The sequence below is a fragment of the Thauera aromatica K172 genome, assembly GCF_003030465.1.
GTDB lineage: Bacteria > Pseudomonadota > Gammaproteobacteria > Burkholderiales > Rhodocyclaceae > Thauera > Thauera aromatica.
This window is the reverse complement of sequence record NZ_CP028339.1, coordinates 1865832-1883532: the sequence shown is the minus strand read 5'-3', so window position 1 is coordinate 1883532 and position 17701 is coordinate 1865832. Positions and strand designations below refer to the sequence as shown.

18 protein-coding genes are annotated in these 17701 nt (G+C 67.2%); 10 read left to right on the top strand and 8 right to left on the bottom strand.

Annotated elements, in window-relative coordinates; translation table 11 throughout:
• Positions 1 to 37 precede the first annotated feature (37 nt).
• Positions 38 to 781, bottom strand: coding sequence for an N-acetylmuramoyl-L-alanine amidase family protein (locus Tharo_RS08920; RefSeq protein ID WP_107222370.1), 744 nt, complete (start codon positions 779 to 781; stop codon positions 38 to 40).
• 266 nt (positions 782 to 1047) lie between these two features.
• Here Tharo_RS08920 and Tharo_RS08915 point away from each other — a divergent pair, with 266 nt between their 5' ends.
• The 10 genes from Tharo_RS08915 to Tharo_RS08870 all read left to right on the top strand — a co-directional run bounded on the left by Tharo_RS08915 (position 1048) and on the right by Tharo_RS08870 (position 10097).
• Positions 1048 to 1473, top strand: coding sequence for a c-type cytochrome (locus Tharo_RS08915; RefSeq protein ID WP_075148797.1), 426 nt, complete (start codon positions 1048 to 1050; stop codon positions 1471 to 1473).
• A 32-nt stretch (positions 1474 to 1505) separates the two neighbouring features.
• Positions 1506 to 2885, top strand: a complete 1380-nt coding sequence (locus Tharo_RS08910) for a cbb3-type cytochrome c oxidase subunit I (protein WP_107220890.1) — start codon at positions 1506 to 1508, stop codon at positions 2883 to 2885.
• Positions 2886 to 3052: 167 nt separating this feature from the next.
• Positions 3053 to 4150, top strand: coding sequence for a type I glyceraldehyde-3-phosphate dehydrogenase (locus tag Tharo_RS08905; protein WP_425444935.1), 1098 nt, complete (start codon positions 3053 to 3055; stop codon positions 4148 to 4150).
• Between the two features lie 45 nt (positions 4151 to 4195).
• Complete coding sequence (locus Tharo_RS08900; RefSeq protein WP_107220889.1) at positions 4196 to 4822, top strand: cytochrome c oxidase subunit 3 family protein; 627 nt, start codon at positions 4196 to 4198, stop codon at positions 4820 to 4822.
• Between the two features lie 11 nt (positions 4823 to 4833).
• Entirely contained in the window at positions 4834 to 5112 is a 279-nt protein-coding gene (locus Tharo_RS08895; RefSeq protein ID WP_107220888.1) for a cytochrome C oxidase subunit IV family protein, read from the top strand.
• On the top strand, positions 5112 to 5912 hold the full coding sequence (locus Tharo_RS08890) for a CbbQ/NirQ/NorQ/GpvN family protein (protein WP_107220887.1): 801 nt from the start codon (positions 5112 to 5114) through the stop codon (positions 5910 to 5912). Before Tharo_RS08895 ends, Tharo_RS08890 begins: the two co-directional genes overlap by 1 nt.
• Positions 5913 to 5970: 58 nt before the next feature.
• Entirely contained in the window at positions 5971 to 6381 is a 411-nt protein-coding gene (locus tag Tharo_RS08885) for a magnetosome magnetite crystal formation protein family (RefSeq protein WP_107220886.1), read from the top strand.
• Positions 6382 to 6403: 22 nt separating this feature from the next.
• Positions 6404 to 7405: a 4Fe-4S binding protein gene (locus Tharo_RS08880; RefSeq protein WP_107222368.1), complete on the top strand. Its 1002-nt coding sequence runs from the start codon at positions 6404 to 6406 to the stop codon at positions 7403 to 7405.
• A 3-nt stretch (positions 7406 to 7408) separates the two neighbouring features.
• Positions 7409 to 9322, top strand: a complete 1914-nt coding sequence (locus Tharo_RS08875) for a nitric oxide reductase activation protein NorD (RefSeq protein ID WP_107220885.1) — start codon at positions 7409 to 7411, stop codon at positions 9320 to 9322.
• 4 nt (positions 9323 to 9326) lie between these two features.
• Complete coding sequence (locus Tharo_RS08870; protein ID WP_107220884.1) at positions 9327 to 10097, top strand: Crp/Fnr family transcriptional regulator; 771 nt, start codon at positions 9327 to 9329, stop codon at positions 10095 to 10097.
• A 78-nt stretch (positions 10098 to 10175) separates the two neighbouring features.
• Here Tharo_RS08870 and Tharo_RS08865 read toward each other — a convergent pair whose 3' ends face one another.
• The 7 genes from Tharo_RS08865 to Tharo_RS08835 all read right to left on the bottom strand — a co-directional run bounded on the left by Tharo_RS08865 (position 10176) and on the right by Tharo_RS08835 (position 17683).
• Positions 10176 to 11363, bottom strand: coding sequence for an NnrS family protein (locus Tharo_RS08865; RefSeq protein WP_107220883.1), 1188 nt, complete (start codon positions 11361 to 11363; stop codon positions 10176 to 10178).
• A gap of 49 nt (positions 11364 to 11412) precedes the next feature.
• Positions 11413 to 13056, bottom strand: a complete 1644-nt coding sequence (locus Tharo_RS08860) for a nitrite reductase (RefSeq protein WP_107220882.1) — start codon at positions 13054 to 13056, stop codon at positions 11413 to 11415.
• Positions 13053 to 14261 carry a heme d1 biosynthesis radical SAM protein NirJ gene (gene nirJ / locus Tharo_RS08855; protein WP_107220881.1) on the bottom strand — a complete coding sequence of 403 codons (1209 nt, stop codon included), beginning with the start codon at positions 14259 to 14261 and terminating at the stop codon, positions 13053 to 13055. Before nirJ ends, Tharo_RS08860 begins: the two co-directional genes overlap by 4 nt.
• Before the next feature lie 105 nt (positions 14262 to 14366).
• The gene (gene ahbB / locus Tharo_RS08850) at positions 14367 to 14921 is read right to left on the bottom strand and encodes a siroheme decarboxylase subunit beta (protein WP_159051676.1); all 555 of its coding nucleotides are present in this window, start codon (positions 14919 to 14921) and stop codon (positions 14367 to 14369) included.
• Complete coding sequence (locus tag Tharo_RS08845; RefSeq protein ID WP_107220880.1) at positions 14921 to 15424, bottom strand: Lrp/AsnC family transcriptional regulator; 504 nt, start codon at positions 15422 to 15424, stop codon at positions 14921 to 14923. Before Tharo_RS08845 ends, ahbB (Tharo_RS08850) begins: the two co-directional genes overlap by 1 nt.
• On the bottom strand, positions 15417 to 16475 hold the full coding sequence (ahbB, locus tag Tharo_RS08840) for a siroheme decarboxylase subunit beta (RefSeq protein WP_107220879.1): 1059 nt from the start codon (positions 16473 to 16475) through the stop codon (positions 15417 to 15419). Before ahbB (Tharo_RS08840) ends, Tharo_RS08845 begins: the two co-directional genes overlap by 8 nt.
• Positions 16475 to 17683: a cytochrome D1 domain-containing protein gene (locus Tharo_RS08835; protein WP_107220878.1), complete on the bottom strand. Its 1209-nt coding sequence runs from the start codon at positions 17681 to 17683 to the stop codon at positions 16475 to 16477. Before Tharo_RS08835 ends, ahbB (Tharo_RS08840) begins: the two co-directional genes overlap by 1 nt.
• Positions 17684 to 17701 lie beyond the last annotated feature (18 nt).

The window sequence follows — 17701 nt, the reverse complement described above, 5'->3', positions numbered from 1 at the left end:
CCCCGCCGCGCACGCCAGGCCGGTAACGGCAGCCGCCTCAGCGCGGGCCCCGATCCGCATCCGCCTCCTCGTCGGCGGGTAGGCCGTTGCCCAGGCAGGCTGCGATCCCGGTGGCGATGCCGTCGGCCATGCGCGCCTGCAACACCGGATCGAGCAGGCGCAACTCCTCCTCGCGGTGTTTGATCACTCCGGCCTCGAACAACACCGCGGGCATCGACGCATGGCGCAGCACCGCGAGCTCATCGTAGTAATGCACCGCATGCTGTTCGTCGGCATAGGCGCGGCGGCGCCCGTTCTTGTGGGTCGGAACAAAGCCCAGGCGCTGCAGGCGGGCCCCGATCGTGCGTGCGCACAGGATGCTGCGCGCGGTATCCGGATTGGCGCGCGACACGAACAGCGAATGTCCCGCAAAGGCATCGCTGTAATCGAGCCGGCGCCCCTCCCAGATCCATGGATGCAGTTCGCCGGCGTTGACCGAGTCATGATGGATGGAGAGGAAAAAACGTGCGCCCCCTGCGGCCCGGGGCCGCGCCTGCAGGCTGGGGACGAGTCCGTCGGCATTGATGCTCACGACTTCGAGGCGGCGCTGCTGCAAGGCCCGGACCACCGCCTGTGCAAGCTCGCGGTTGAATTCGAATTCGCTCCGCCCGCGGGCGCCGGTCGCCCCGGGAGCGGCGAGCGTATGGCCGACATCGACCGCCACGTCCACCGGCGCGGCCTGGGCGAGCCTTCCGGGAAGCAGGATGCTCGCGGCGAGCGCGGCGAGCAGGCCGCGCTTCATCCCCCCGATGCGCGCCACGGTGCCTTCCCGGACTGCATGCACAATATGCACGAAGCCATCCTCGCGGCCGCCCCCGACATGCATGATTGTTCGCCCGCCATCCATTCTCACTCTGCCCACTTGATACAAATCATGGTTACATACCGGCGCGGCACCGAGAATTCGCCTACCATCGGCGTTGCCGTAGGTAGCTGTACCCCTTCACAAACCGGGCAACAGATTGACACCTTTTCGGAAAAAACGAGACAAGAGATGAGGAGTACTCCATGAGCGGTATCTTTACTAAATCCATGGCGCGAAACATCTTCTACGGGGGGACGGTCTTTTTCTTCCTCCTGTTGGTGGCGCTGACCTTCGACACTGAACGCGAACTCCCGAATCGCGACAACCGGCACAACATCACCCCCGAAGTCGCCGCCGGCAAGCACATCTGGGAAACGCGCAACTGTCTGGGCTGCCATACCCTGCTGGGTGAAGGCGCCTACTTCGCCCCGGAACTCGGCAACGTCTACAAGCGCCGCGGACCGGAGTTCATCAAGGCGTGGATGATGTCCCAGCCCACCGGCGCCCCGGGCCGTCGCCAGATGCCGAACTTCCATCTCACCGATGAAGAGCTCGACCAGATCGTGGCGTTCCTCAAATACACCTCCGAGATCAACACCGCCAACTGGCCGCCGAACATCGAAGGCTGACCGGAAATCTGGAGACACAAGGGGATCAATTTATGCAATACAAATCACAAGCGGTCGCCATGCCCTACTTCATCGCGGCGATCGGGCTGTTCGTGGGGCAAATCATCTTCGGCCTGATCATGGGTCTGCAGTACATCATCGGTGACTTCCTGTTTCCGGAGATTCCGTTCAACGTGGCCCGCATGGTCCACACCAACCTGCTGATCGTGTGGCTGCTGTTCGGCTTCATGGGGGCGGCGTACTACCTCATCCCCGAGGAGACGGAAACCGAACTCTTCAGCCCGAAGCTGGGTCTGGCGATGTTCTGGATCTTCCTCGTCGCGGGCGCGGCTACCATCCTCGGCTACCTGCTGGTGGATTACGCCACGCTGGCCTCGGCGACCGGTAACGACATCCTCGCCACGATGGGTCGGGAGTTCCTCGAGCAGCCGCTGCTGACCAAGATCGGCATCGTCGTCGTCGCCCTGGCCTTCCTCTTCAACATCACGATGACCGTGCTGAAGGGTCGCAAGACCGTCATCAGCATCGTGCTGCTGATGGGTCTGTGGGGCCTGGCGATCTTCTTCCTGTTCTCCTTCTACAACCCGGTCAACCTCGTCCGCGACAAGTTCTACTGGTGGTGGGTGGTGCACCTTTGGGTGGAAGGCGTATGGGAACTGATCATGGCCTCGATGCTCGCCTTCGTGCTGATCAAGGTCACCGGTGTCGACCGTGAAGTGATCGAGAAGTGGCTGTACGTGATCATCACCCTGGCGCTGGTCACCGGCCTGATCGGTACCGGTCACCACTACTTCTGGATCGGCACGCCGGAATACTGGCAGTGGTGGGGTTCGATCTTCTCCGCGCTGGAGCCGATTCCCTTCTTCGCCATGACCGTGTTCGCCTTCAACATGGTGAACCGCCGCCGCCGCGAGCATCCGAACCAGGCTGCCGTGCTGTGGGCGCTGGGCACCGGCGTGATGGCCTTCCTCGGTGCGGGCGTGTGGGGCTTCCTGCACACCCTGGCTCCGGTCAACTTCTACACCCACGGCTCGCAGATCACCGCGGCGCACGGTCACATGGCCTTCTACGGCGCCTACGTGATGGTTGTGCTGACCATGATCAGCTATGCGATGCCGATCCTGCGCGGTCGCGCCGCCAACCCGGGCAAGGCGCAAGTGCTGGAAATGTGGTCGTTCTGGCTGATGACCATCGCCATGGTGTTCATCACCCTGTTCCTGACCGCCGCCGGCATCCTCCAGGTGTGGCTGCAGCGCGTGTCCGACACCCCGCTGTCGTTCATGGCCGCCCAGGACCAGGTGATGCTGTTCTACTGGATGCGCGAATGGGCCGGCGTGGTGTTCTTCATCGGCCTGCTGGTCTATCTCGCCAGCTTCTTCGCGAAAGGCGAACTCAAGGGTGCGAAATCCTGATTCGCCCGTGAAAGAGTAGTACCTCCTGGGTAAGCCAGGGGAAGGGGTTAGGGCGGCGCAAGCCGCCCTTTTTTCCTTTCTCCCCGCACCAACGCAGCCGACCCCGGCGCGGCGCGGCGACGCGATAGAATGAGCGCTTCATCCCGTCGCACTCGCTCCCGCCCACCGTGACCACACCCTGCTCCAGCGCATCCTCCCGTCCCGTTGCCGGCGCCCCTTTTCGCCTCATCATCAACGGCTACGGCCGGATCGGCCGCTGCTACCTGCGCGCGCTGCACGAGGCCGGCATCTCGAATGAATTCGAGGTGGTCGCGATCAACGAGCCCGCCAATCTCGCCGGCATCGCCTACCTCACCCGCTTCGACTCCACCCATGGCCGCTTCCCCGCTCCGGTCACCGCCGGCGATGCCTGCCTGCTGATCGACGGCAAGCCGATCGCCGTCACCCATGCGACCACTCCCGAAGCGGTGGACTGGAGGGCATACGAGCCCGATCTCGTCATCGAATGCTCCGGCCGCTACGGCAGCCGCGCCGAGCTCCAGCGCTTTCTCGCTGCCGGCTGCCCACGCCTGCTGCTGTCGCATCCGGGCAATGGCGCGGACGATGTCGACGCGACCATCGTCTACGGCATCAACCACGAGAGCCTGGAAGGGAGCGAGAGACTCGTGTCGAACGCCTCCTGCACCACGAACGCGGCCGTACCGGTCCTCGATCTGCTGCAGCGCGAGTTCGGCATCGAACAGGCGCTGCTGACCACCCTGCACTCGGCGATGAACGACCAGCCGCTGATCGACGGCTATCATCACCCCGACCTGCGCCGCACCCGCTCGGCGATGCAATCGATCATCCCGGTCTCGACCGGCCTCGCGCGCGGCATCGAACGCCTGCTGCCGAGCCTGGCCGGCCGCGTGCAGGCCAAGGCGATCCGCGTTCCAACGCACAACGTATCGGCGATCGACATGGTCCTCACGCTGTCGCGCGACATCGACGGGCGCGAGGTGAACCGCTTGCTGCGAGCCGCGGCCGAAGGCTGCTACCGCCACTTGATCGCGTACTCGGACGAGCCCCACGCCTCGATCGACTTCAACCACGACCCCCACTCGGCCATCGTCGACGGCGCGCAGACGCGGATGGTCGGACCGCGGATGCTCAACCTGATGGTCTGGTTCGACAACGAATGGGGCTTTGCCAGCCGCATGGTCGACGTCACCCGCTGCTGGCTGACGCGCATGCGCGCCGCTCGCTTGAGACTGTCTCTCAATTAACCGCGATCAAGTTCAAAGCTTTTTCCCTTCCCTAGACTGGTGCGCATGGAACAGACAAATACAGTCCTGCCGCCAGTGCACCGCACCGAGCCGGCACACGCGCCAGAACACGCCCACAGCCCGCGTCTCGCCGGCGACCTGGCGATCTGGTTCTTCATCCTCGCCGAACTGCTGGCGTTCGGGGTGTTCTTTGCCGCCTACGCCTTCACCCGGGCGAACAACCTCGAATTGTTCGATACCGAGCAGGCCGCGCTCAACCGCAACGCCGGCGCGCTGAACACGGTGCTGTTGCTCACCGCCAGCTACTTCGTCGTACGCGCCGTCCAGGCCGCCGAGCGCATGGCCGCACGCGCCGCGGCGAACTGGCTGCTCGCAGCCATCTTCACCGGACTGGGCTTCATCGCCGTCAAGCTCACCGAATACGCCGCGGCCTTCGCCCACGACATCAGCCTGTCGAGCAGCCCGTTCCACATGTTCTACCTGTCGCTGACCTTCTTCCATTTCATGCACGTCATCCTCGGCCTGGTCATTCTGACCGCAATGTGGAACGGCGCCCGCCAGGGCCGCTACCGCCCGGGCGACATGAACGGGCTGGAAACCGGAGCGGCCTACTGGCATATGGTGGATCTGGTGTGGCTGGTCCTGTTCCCGCTGGTTTACGTCATCCACTGAGGCGACCGATCATGAGCACCAACACGCACGGCACCCCGCAACGCAGCACCTGGCTGTGGGTGACCCTACTCGCGGCCACCTTCCTCACCTGGGGCGTGGGCGAGCAAGGCTTCACCGGCACCTGGGTCGTCGCCGCCCTGGCGGTGATCTCGTTCTGGAAAGGAGCGGTGGTCATCCTCGATTTCATGGCATTGCGCAACGCCCCGCTGCTGTGGCGCGCGCTCACCATGGGTTGGATCATCGTGGTCTGGGCGGTGATCGCCATCGCCTACATGAAAGGACTCGCATAATGAAGCCCGGCACGCCGCACCTCGACATCCCCTTCTACCAGGCCGCCGGCGACGAAGTGGAAGTCTTCGAGCACGCCTGGAAAAATCGCCTGCCGCTGCTGATCAAGGGTCCGACCGGCTGCGGCAAGACGCGCTTCGTCGCCCACATGGCGGCACGTCTCGGTCTGCCGCTGTACACCGTCGCCTGTCATGACGACCTGACCGCGGCCGATCTCGTCGGCCGCCACCTGATCGGCGAAGGGCGGACGGTCTGGTGCGACGGCCCGCTGACCCGCGCGGTGCGCGAGGGCGGCATCTGCTACCTCGACGAAGTGGTCGAGGCACGCAAGGACACCACCGTGGTCCTTCACCCGCTGGCCGACGACCGCCGCATCCTGCCCATCGACCGCACCGGAGAACTGCTCGAAGCGCCGCCCAGCTTCATGCTGGTCGTCTCTTACAACCCTGGCTACCAGAACCTGCTCAAAGGCATGAAGCCGTCGACCCGGCAGCGCTTCATCAGCGTCCGCTTCGATTTCCCCCGCCCGGAGCAGGAAGAAGCGGTGCTGATCGGAGAGACCGCCTGCCCCCCCGATCTCGCCAGGCGCCTGGTGGCGATCGCCGGCGCATTGCGCGCACTGAAGGACCGCGATCTCGAAGAAGCCGCAAGCACCCGCCTGCTGGTCTATGCTAGCCTCCTGATCAAGGACGGCATGGACCCGATCGCGGCCTGCCGCGTCGGCATTGTCGAAAGCCTGACCGACGATCCCGAAATCGCCGAGGGCCTGATGGAAGTGGTATCGGCCACCTTCGGTCGCTGAACCCGCGCCGCCTCCGCCCCCGAGGATCGAGCGCCAGCACGAGAGGTTTCCGAAGATCATGAGCATCGAGCGCCCCGACCCCCTCAAGAACGTGATGCCCGGCCCGCAACTCGCGGTGGCGGCGGAAGCGCTGTTCCTGACCAACCTGATCCTGCTTCCCGGTCTCGCCTTCGTCGCCCTGCTGGTGCTGTGGGCCAGATACCACGACCACCCCGATCCGCTGGTCCGCAACCACTTGCGCCAGACCGGCTGGACCTGCATCTGGGGCGGCTTGCTGCTGGTGGTGATCAGCATCGCGATTTTCCTCCTCGGCGGTTTCGACAATCCCTGGACCTGGGTCATCGGCGTGCTGTATTTCACTTTCGTCCACTCTGCCCTGATCCTCCTCGGCATGATGGGGCTCGCCCGCGCCATCAACGGCCGTGCCTGGCGTTATCCGATCCTCGGCCCCCGTGAAGACGAGCGCTGAATCTGTCATGCCCGACACCACCATGCGAACTGCGGCGCCCGCGCGCACCGTCATCCCGATCGCCCCTGCCGAAGCGGCCGAACCGCGCAACCGCCAGCGCCAGCGCCTTGCCTTCCAGGTCGCGTTCTTCGCCCTGTTCGTGTTCGCTCCGGTGTTCGACCTGTTCCGCTACGACCTCGACGCGGATCACGCCTGGCTGCTCGGCATGGAGTGGCGCCTGGGACTGGACGAATTCCTCGCCGGGCGCGAGTCGGCGACCGTCGCCGGAATCAACATCATCGTCCGCCTGTTCCTCCCCCTGTTCGCCGCGGCCGGCGTGTTCCTGTGGGCAGCGTGGAAATGGGGGCGCATGTACTGCGGCTGGTTGTGTCCGCATTTCTCGGTGGTCGAAACGATCAACAAACTGATGGTGCGCGCCTCGGGCAAGCCTTCGGTATGGGAGCGGCACCGCCTGCCGCCCTGGAAGGTGGACGGCTCCCCCACCCGGGTGGACGTGCGCTGGTGGGCCGTGGTCGTCCCCGCGGCGATCGGCTTCGCCTTCCTGTGGGCGGTAGTGCTGCTGACCTACCTGCTGCCGCCCGCCGAAGTCTACGGCAACCTGTTCCGCGCCGAACTCACCCGCAACCAGCTGATTTTCATCTCCGCCGCGACCACGGTGCTGAGCCTCGAATTCCTCTTCGCCCGCCACCTGTTCTGCCGCTTCGTATGCGCCGTCGGACTGTTCCAGAGCCTGGCCTGGATGGCCAACCGCAACGCCATGGTGGTCGGTTTCCGCCGCGCGCGTGCGAGCGACTGTGCCCGCTGCCTGCCCGAGCGCCAGTCCGCCTGCGACGCCGTTTGCCCGATGCGCCTGCGTCCGCGCAACATCAAGCGCCACATGTTCACCTGCACCCAGTGCAGGCAATGCATCGATGCCTGCGGCCAGACCCAGAACGATAATCCGAACGGCCCGCTGCTCGCCTGGGTCAAGGACGAAGCCGCCCGCCAGAACGAAGCCGGATTCCGGGCGCAGAAGGAACGCTGAACCATGGAAGAAACCGTAGGCCTGCTGTGGCACCGCCTGATCACCCGCGCCGCCGGCGGCCACTTTCCCAAGGCTGCGGTCAGGCTCAAGGAAGTCGAGAAGGTTGCCGGCGTGTTCTTCCGTGCCCTGGGCGGTGACCCCGGCCTGCGCGTGGCGGCCGCCACCTCCGATACCCACGGTGCCCGGCGCAGTCTGCTGCAGCGCATCGCCGGCGCCGACGAGCGGATCGCCCGCGGTCGCATGGATCTTTCGACCCTGCGCCTGCCGCCGGAAATCGACGCCCTTCCCGAACGGGCGCTGAACCGGGATCTTTACCTGTGGCTGGCCGCCCTCGCCGCCGGCCACGCTGACCAGGCTCCCACCGCCGATGCCGCGCTCCCCGCGCTGCCCGTCACCCCCTTCGACGCCGAGGCCACACGCGAACTGCGCGACAACCAGTGCGCCACCCTGCATGCCCTGCGGCGCTGGCCCGGGATCGAAACGCGCTACCGCCGGCTGGTCGACGCCATCCTCCTCCAGCGCCCCGACCCAGCCCGGCTGCCGCCGGCCGAAGCCGAGCGCGAGCGCCTGCTGCGCCAGGCCCTGCAGACCCCGGGCAGCGTCGCCGCCCTGCCCCCGCTACCGCCGAAGGCCAAGGCCACGCAGCCGGTCCTGCTGTGGCTGAGCGGCTTTCGCGACGCCCCCCGCTCTGCCAGCGCAGGCGCCGGCAGCGGTGCCGAAAACGCCGAGGCCGGCAACAGCAAACCCGGGCGCGACACCAGCCAGCAGGCCCACCGCGTCGAACGCGAGGACAACGCGCCGGAAAAGCACGGCATGATCATTCCCTTCCGCGCCGAAAGCCTGCTGTCGGTTGCGGAATTCATCAAGGTCAAGCGCAGCACCGACGACGAGCCCGACGACAATGCCGCCGACGCCGCCGCCAACATGGAACACCTGACGCTCAACCGCGACGGTGAACGGGTCGCGTCCAAGGTGCGCTTCGATCTCGACCTGCCTTCGGCGGCCGAGGACGATGTCGTCCTCGGCGAAGGCATCCCGCTGCCGGAGTGGGATTACCGCAAGGACCTGCTGCGCGAGGATCACGTCCGCCTCAACGAACTCGCGCCCTCCCCTCACGACCCGCGCGCTGCGCCCAGCGCACTGCCCGAGCACCTGCGCCGCACCGCGCGCCGCCTGCACCGCCAGTTCGCCGCGCTGACTCCGGGCCGGCGCTGGCTGAAGGCCCAGAGCGACGGCAGCGAACTCGACATCGATGCGGTGGTGCGCGCCACCACCGACCGCGCCAGCGGCCATCACCCCTCCGACCAGCTTTACCTGTCGCTGGAAAAACGCGAGCGCGACCTCGCCTGCCTGGCGCTGGCCGATCTGTCGCTCTCGACCGATGCCTGGGTGTCGTCCGAGGCCCGCGTCATCGACGTCATCCGCGACGCCCTGCTGCTGTTCGGCGAGGCCTTGCTCGCCACCGGCGACCGCTTCGCCCTGTGCGGTTTTTCCTCGGTCAAGCGCAGCAACGTGCGCTTCCACCGTCTGAAGGACTTCGATCAGCGCTTCGACGACCGCGCCCGCGGGCGCATCATGGCGATCAAGCCGGGGTATTACACCCGCCTCGGTGCCGCAATCCGCCACGCCACCGCCCTGCTGGAAAAGGAGACCGCGGCCCGCCGCATCCTGCTCATCCTGTCCGACGGCAAGCCGAACGACCTCGACCTCTACGATGGCCGCTATGGCATCGAGGATACCCGGGTCGCGATCGTCGAAGCGCGCGGGCGTGGGATCGTGCCGTTCTGCGTCACCATCGACCGCGAAGGCGCCAGCTATCTGCCGCACCTGTTCGGTCCCGCGGGCTTCGCCGTGATCCGCCAACCCGACGAGCTGCCGGCCCGCCTGCCGATGTTCTATGCCCAGCTCACCCGTTAAGCCGATGGATCGCAGCCTCGCGCCCTGCGGCCAGGCGGCGCACGGCGTGCTCTCTGGCACTCCCTCTTCTTCGCTGTCCTCTCCCGAACTCGAACGCCTGTGCCGCCTGCTGTCCCAGGCGCCGCTGTTCAACGGCCTCGGCTTCGCGGACATCGCCCGCTTCGCCCGCGGTGTCCGCGAAGTCAAGGCCGGAAAGGGCGACATCCTGTTCCACCGCGGCGCCCCCTGCACCGGCTTCCATCTGATCCTGAACGGCCAGATCAAGCTCGCGTTCACCTCTGCGGAAGGCAACGAAAAGGTCGTCGACATCCTGCGCCCGGGGCAAAGCTTCGGTGAAGCGGTGATGTTCATGGACCGCCCCTATGTGGTGATGGCCCAGGCCCTGACCGATTCCACCCTGCTCCACATCGGCAAGCAGATCTTCTTCGAGGAGATGGCCGGCGATCCGTCGTTCTGCCGCAAGATCATCGCCGGCCTCGCTCAGCGCCTGCATCACCTGATGGGCGACGTCGAAAGCTACTCCCTGCGCTCCGGACGGGAGCGCATCATCGGCTATCTGCTGCGCGAGGAAGAGATCGCAGGCGACAGCCTCGCCGGCGGGCGCGTTTCGATCCGCTTGCCGACCAGCAAGGGCACGATCGCCTCGCGGCTGAACCTGACCCAGGAGCACTTTTCCCGCATCCTGCACGAGCTCACCGACGCCGGCCTGATCGAGGTCGAAGGGCGCACCATCCACATCGCCGATATCGGCCGGCTGCGCCGCAGCCTGGGCTGATCCCGATCCCGCCCCGGAAAATGGAATGGGCCCCGCAGGGCCCGTTCCATTCATGCGATCAAGCGCCTCCGGGGGCGTTCAACCGGCCTTGCCATCGACCCGCGCGCGCAGCAGGAACGGTCCATAGCGCCACAGATAGACCAGGAAGCCGAGCGACCACAGCGTGGCTGCGGCATGCACGCCGCCGACCTGGGCCGCCGGGATCAGGGCGACGGTAAGCACCCGCACCAGCGCCGCAAGCAGCACCAGCGCATAGGCGGCGGTTTCCATCGGCCCCGCCACCAGCATGCGCCCGGTGTGGCCCAGCGCGGTGCGGGTGATCATGCCGATGATCAGCCCCCCGGTCGCCCCGACCGCCAGCGCATGGATGCCGGCCGAGCGCGGCAGGACGCCGAACTGCGCCAGCGCGACCAGCGCCAGGCCGAGCGGAATCCACAGGTAGCCCAGGTGCAGCACCCACAGCAGCGGCGTGCCGCGCGTCGCCCACGGGTTCCACCCGCCCAGGCGCACCGCCTGCAGCACCGCCGCCAGCAGCGACAGCGGGCCCGCCCACGCCCCGGCGCCGAGCGCCCACAGCAGCAAGGCCACGCCGGTGGCGATCGCCGCCGCCCAGTCGAGGCGAACGTCGCGCCACTGCTTGACTCCGCGCAAGCCATTGAAGGTGAACATCGGAATCACCCGCCCGCCGACAATCGTCTCCAGCACCACGATCAGGCCCAGCGCCAGGTGCATCGCCGTCAGCGGGTCGGCATCGATGACCCCGAGCACGGCGAGATGGAAAAACAGGTTCGCCAGCGCCAGCATCGCCGGCAGCATGCCGACGAAGTAGTTGCGCGTGCTTTTCGCCTTCACCAGCACGCGCAGCAGCACCGCCGCCGCCGCCGGCAGGAAGGCCAGATCGACGATCGCAACCCAGACACCGCTGCCGAAAGCCATCGCCAGCCGCCCCGCCAGCCACAGCGCGGCGAGCATCATCAGCGGCCGGCCGCTGGGGGTGTCGAGCCCGGTCCAGTTGCGCCCGGCGGTGAGCAGGAAGCCGATGATCACCGCCACGGCGAAACCGAAGATCATCTCGTGCGCATGCCACCACATTCCCGGGATCGGCAGCTCGATTCCGCCCGAATGGGCGATCGCCCACACCGGGATCGCAATCGCGGCAAACAGCGCGGCAAGCAGGTAGAGCGGGCGGAAGGCAAGCGCCCACAGTGAAAAGGTCTCGGGCGGAATGCGCTTGGTCGTGGGTTCTTCGAGCGGAATCAGGGCCATCGTGTTGTCTCGTTCATTCGATTGGGGGTGCGGGCACGGGCGGACGCCGTCAGTGGCTGGTGCCTTCCTCGCGCGTGATCTTGTTCCAGACGTTGTACTTGCCCACCGGCTTGCGCATCGGCAGGCGCTTGATCTCGTCCAGCGAGTGCGCATCGTAGACGATCACCGCGCCCTCGTCTTCCCACAGGCTGGCCAGCGCGTAGCGGCCGTCACGGGTGAATTCGACGTGGGCGAGCGTCCGCCCCGGCGGGGCAGCGATCTCCTTGACCACTTCGAGGCTGCGCTTGTCGATCACCTGCAGAATGTGCCTGGCTTCGGCGCTCATCATCGAATCGACGAAGGCGTACGGGCTGCTGCGATGGCTGCGCAGGAAAAAGCCCGGGCCGCGGGTGCGGATGCGGCGGATCACTTCCCAGCTCTGCATGTCGATCACGGTGACTTCGGCCGCTTTCAGGTTGGTGCTGGCCATCACGGTGCGGACCTTGCCCGCGGCGTCGGTCCATTCCCAGGTCACCCCCGAGCCCAGATGCGGCATGCCGTCCAGCGGCAGGTCGGCGATCTTCTTGCGCACGTCCAGATTCACCACCTGGCCCACCCCGGCGCGCGAGGCCCCCATCAGTTCCGAATAATCCTGGGTGAAGAAGAAGTCGTCGAGCGGCTCGGCCAGGATCGTGCGGCGCGGGTTCAGGTAGCCGGGGATGAAGCTGCCCTCACGCTGCTTGTAGTCGTGGATGAAGCCGGTGGGGATGTCCTCGACCGCCTTCGTGTAGCTGATCTCCCACACTTCGGGCACGTCCTTCAGCGCGGCGATGAAAGACTGGCGCGGACTCGCATCGTAGACGGCCGAGACCCTTGATGTCTGCTTGCCGTCCCGATCGCCCGCCTCGATCGTCTTGATCAGGCCGAGCTCGCCGTCGAGCAGCACGATGTTGTGCGGCAGGTAGTTCGCCACCGCGACATGGCGGCCATCGGGCGAAGCGGCGACGTTGCGGGTGTTGATGCCGGCGCGGACTTCGGCCACCACTTTGAGGTTCCACAGGTCGAACTTGGTGATCCAGCCGTCACGCGAGGCGAAGAACACGTAGCGTCCGTCGGCGGCGAACTTCGGCCCGCCGTGCAACGCGAAGCGCGACTGGAAGCGGTGGATCGGCTCGAGCTTGTCGCCGTCGAGAACGCTGACGTGATGATCCCCCGCCTCCACCACGAGGAAGAGGTTGAGCGGATCGGCGTCGAACACCGGCTTGTCGGAGAGCGTGGCCGGATCGACGTGCTGGATGCGCGAAGCGACGATATCGGCGTCGCTCCAGCGCGGCTCCGGAGTCACCGGGGTGTAGATCCAGTCGGCGATCGCGGCGATCTCGTCCTTGCTCAGCTGGGCGGCGAAGCCCGGCATCTGGGTGGCGGTGCGGCCCTCGGCGATCACCTTCACGGCCTCGGCCTTGCGCAGGCGGGCGAGGTTGTCGGGGAGCAGCGCCGGCCCCATCGCGCCGTAGCGGGTGGGCGCATGGCAGGCCGCGCAGTGCTGCTGGTACAGGTCCGCAGCCCGGGACGGCGCCGCCGGAGGGTGGGCCTCGACAGCGCCCCCCGCGGCAGGCTGCGCCTTGGCCGACGGTGCAGCGGCGGCAAGCGCCGCGGCCGTGCCGCCGCCGAGCAGCAGGAACAGGCCGGCGAGCAGGGGTGCCGCCATTTTCATGCCGACACCTTGCCCGTACGGCTCCAGGGCGTGGTCCGCACGCGCTCGGCACCGTAGTCCTGCGCGCACACGCCGATCTCGTCGTCATCGAGATAGCAGGCCGGGTCCTCCGCCCAGGGGTTGCCGGTGACTTGCGCCGCGCGCACGCGCGAGCTGCCGTTGCAGATGTCGAGGTAGCGACAGGCGCCGCAGCGTCCCTCGAGCGTGCGCGGATGCTGCTTCAGGCCCGCGAGCAGGGGATTGGACAGATCGTTCCAGATTTCGCCGAAGGCGCGCTGGCGCACGTCGCCCAGCGGCACATGCCACCACATCGTATCCGGGTGGACGATGCCGAGGTTGTCGATGTTGGCCACGTTCACACCGCTGGCGTTGCCGCCCCACTGGCGCAGCTTGGCCTCGATGTGCGCAGCCTTCTCCGGGAAGCGGCGCTGCACCCAGTGCAGCAGGAAAGGGCCGTCGGTATCGTTGTTGCCGGTGACGAAATCCTTGTCGATGCCGCGCCGGTGCAACTCGAGACAGGTTTCGAACAGCCGCTCCATCGCTTCGCGGGTGGTGCGGTGGCGAGCATCGCCGGCGCGGTTCTTGTTGCCCCGCCCGGCGTAGTTCAGATGCGAGAAGTAGAACTTGTCGATGCCTTCGTCTTCGACCAGTCGGAGCAGCGCGGGCAGATCGTGGGCGTTGCCTTCGGTCATCGTGTAGCGCACGCCGACCTTGATGCCGCGTTCGCGGCACAGGCGGATGCCGTGCATCGAGGCGGCGAAAGCGCCTTCCTTGCGGCGGAAGCGGTCATGGGTGGCACCGATCCCGTCCAGGCTCACCCCGGCGTAGTCGAAGCCGGTGGCGTCGATGGCATCGATGTTGGTTTCGTTGATCAGGGTGCCGTTCGAAGACAGGCCGACGTAGAAACCCATGCCCTTGGCGCGGCGGGCGATGTCGAAAATATCCGGGCGCAGCAGGGGCTCGCCGCCGGAGAGGATCAGCACCGGGACGCGGGCGGCCTTGAGTTCGTCCATGACCTTGAACACTTCGGCGGTACCGAGTTCGCCAGCGAAATCCTTGTCCGCCGAGATCGAGTAGCAGTGCTCGCAGGTCAGGTTGCAGCGCCGGATCAGGTTCCAGATCACCACTGGCCCGGGCGGATTGCGGCGCGGCCCCGCTGGGGTGGGGTGGTCGAGTTCGCGAATGAAGTGCGAGATGCGGAACATGGAAGCCTCCTGGTTGCGGCGATTACAGCCGAGCGGAGCGCGCAGGGAAATGACGCCGGTCAAGGGGGGCCGCGGGGGCGGCGGCCCCACCCCGGCAAGGCCTGCTCAGACGCCGATGCGCAGCCCGGTTTTTTTCAGGATGCCGGCGGAAAACAGCACGTCGTGGCTGCGGCAGGCACCGCCGAACTCGCGCTCGAGCAGCGCGGCGATTTCCCCCACCCGGGCCAGCGCGGCCTCGCGGCTGGCCGCATGAACCATCGCGAACAGGTTGTAGGGCCAGTCCGGCAGATGACGGGGACGGCGGTAGCAGTGGGTCACGAAGGCCAGCGCCCCGACCCGCTCGCCTGCGGCGTCGATCACGGCGTCATCGACGTCCCACACGCTCATGCCGTTGGCGGTGTAGCCGATCGCGTAGTGATTGGGCACCGCACCGATGCGGCGGATGCGGCCGTCGGCGAGCATTGCGGCGAGGCGGGCGCGCACCAGATCCTCGTTTACTCCGAGCCGGGCGGCGATCGCCGCATAGGGTCGCGGCACCAGCGGCAGGCCGCCCTGGGTGGCGAGCACGATCCGGCGGTCGAGTTCGTCCGTGGCGAGCGCGCCGGGTGCCGCTGCCTTGATGCCTGCGGCGATCGGGACGGAAAGATCGGACGCGTTCATCAGGCCTCCAGCTTCATCTCGACGAAGTATTCCCGCTCTTTCGGGAACAGGTTCACCGCCAGCCCGGTGGCCGACTCGATCCGGCGCGCGGCCTCGGCAATGCCCTCGGGCGTTTCGGTGGCGAGTACGAACCACATGTTGAGGCGGTGCTCGCGGCGGTAATTGTGCGCGACTTCGGCAAAGGCATTGACCGCCTCGACCACGCTCGTCCATCGACCCTCGGGCACCGCGATCGCCGCCAGGCAGAAGGCACCGCCCATGCGTTCGATCTGGAACATCGGCCCGAAGCGGGTCAGCACGTGGTCGTCGAGCAGGCTCTGGAGGCGGTCGATGACTTCCGCCTCGGGCAGGCCGAGGGCGGCAGCGACGCTTGCGAACGGCGTCTCATCGAGGGGGAAGTCACCCTGCAGGGCGTTGATCAGGCGGCGGTCGATGTCGTCGGGCGCACGCCTGGCGGCCACCGCCCGCCGCCCATCCCCGCCTCCGGATTGCGGCTCAGGCATGGGCAAGATCCTTGCTGTGGAGATACTGCGCACCGGTCTGCTTGAAGCGCCGGCAGCTGAAGAGCACGGCATGGGGGTAGGCGTCGAGGCCGAGGCGGCGGGCGAGTTCCTCGCGCTCGGCCAGCACCTCGTCGCGGGCGCTGCCGTGGATCATGCAGAACAGGTTGTAGGGCCAGTCCGGCAAGGAGCGGCGGCGGCGGTAGCACAGCGTGACCGCAGCCTCGCCGGCAAGGCGGCGGCCGAGCGCGGAGACTTCGGCGTCGGGGATGTCCCATACGCACATCGCATTGGCTTCGAGCCCCAGCTCGTGATGGCGGACGACGACGCCGAAGCGGCGGATCAAGCCTTCGGCCTGCCAGCGCCGGATGTGCTCGAGGGTTTCCGGCTCGTCCAGTCCTGCCGCAGCGCCCAGGCGCGCGAAAGGCTGCGGCTCGAGCGCGAGACCGCGCTGCAAGGTGGCGATCAGCCGGCGCTCGGTTTCGGACAGGGCCTGCCCGGCCTCCGGGGCGTCGGACGGCGCCGTCTGCGCCTTCCGCTCCCGGCGCTCGGCGCAACCGGCTCCGCAGTTCGCTTGTTGTGCCTTGAGGTCGAAGCCGAGATCGATGTGGAACTCCTCCTCGAGCGGCAGGACGATGACTGCGCACCCGGTATCGCGCTCGATGCCGCCGACGATTTCGTCCAGATGGGCGCGCGATGCGGCCGTCACCACGAACCACAGGTTGTAGCGGTGCTCGCGCTGGTAATTGTGGTTGATCGCCGCTTCACGGCTCACGCGCTCGGCCACCGCATCCAGGCGATCGGGCGGTGCCGCGAGCGCCGCCAGTGCGCTGGCACCGAGGCGGCGCGGCGCGAACACGGCGCCGACCCGGCTGACCAGGCCCCGCGCCGCGAGCCGGCGATAGGCGGCGATCACGCTCTCCTCGTCTTCGCCGACCGCCTCGGCGATGCGCGCGAACGGTCGCGCTTCGAGCGGAAAATCGCGCTGCCATTCGTTCAGCAGGCGAAAGGCGGTGGCATCGACCGCTTCGGGCAGGCACAGGGTGCGCGGCATCAGAACCCCGTCCGCGCCGCGCGCGTGGTGAAGAAGATGCCGCTCGGGCTGCTCGCGTCGAAACCGCCGATCGGCTTTTTGGTGGCGGTGTCGTAGATCAGCACGCGGTTGTCGTCGCGCGCGGACATCCACACTTCATGTCCCTTGGAGAGGAACTCCATGTGCAGGATGCCGCGCCCGGGCTGCAGGGTATGGGTGATCTGGCCGCTGAGCGTGTCGATGACCTGGACCCAGCCGTTGTCCGGGAAAGCGAAGTTCACCCAGATCTCGCGCCCGTCGGGGCGGGCCATCGCGAACACCGGCTGGCTCTTGACCGCGATCCGGCCGACTTCCTGCCAGGTCCCGGTATCCACCACCAGCACCTCGTGGCGCCCGATCGCCGGCAGGTAGGCGCGCCCGCCGGCCACCGACCAGCCCCGCAGGTGGGGCATCTTGTACACCGGCAGTGGCTGCTCGCCGCGGCCGTAGCCGGCGAGGATCTTGCGGCTGCCCAGTTCCGGCTTCCACAGGTCGACCAGGGCCAGCCCGTCCTCGCCGAACAGCCCGGCGATGTAGTGCCGGCCGTCGGGCGTGACCAGCGCATCGTAGGGCTGCTTGCCGCCGGCGAAACGCTGCGTGAGCGGTTTGCGCGGATCGGAAAAATCGGTGATGCGGATTTCCCCGAGTTCGAACAGGGAGTAGATGAAGCGCTGCCCGGACAGGTCGGCCAGACCGACGACCTTGGAGCGGCGTCCGTCCTCGCTGGCCGCAGGCACATCGGCGAGCAGTTCCAGGGTATCCGCATCGAAGGCCTTGATTCCACCCGGCTCGTAGTTCTGCACCACCACCAGACGGCCGTCGTGCGAAATCGAGCCGCCGATCGCGTTGCCCGCCTGCACCACCCGGCCGACGATCTTTGCTTCGAGCAGATCGACCTTGGTCAGCCCGCCATCCCGGCCGAACACGAACGCATGGCGCCCATCGCGCGAGAAGACCACCGAGGCGTGGGACAGGTCGCCCAGCCCATCGACGGTGGCGAGTACGCTGCGGCCGGTCGTCTCGATGATCTTGACCCGGCCGTCGGCGCGCTCGATGACGACCCCCAGATCACCGCTGCCGCGCAGCGTCACCGGCGCCGTGGTCGAACAGGCCGACAGCAGGAAGACGATGGCCGGCAGAAAGAGGCTCCACAACAGCGGGGGCGCGGGACGGGCAAATCGGGCAGTCATGCGGACTCCGGGAGGTGG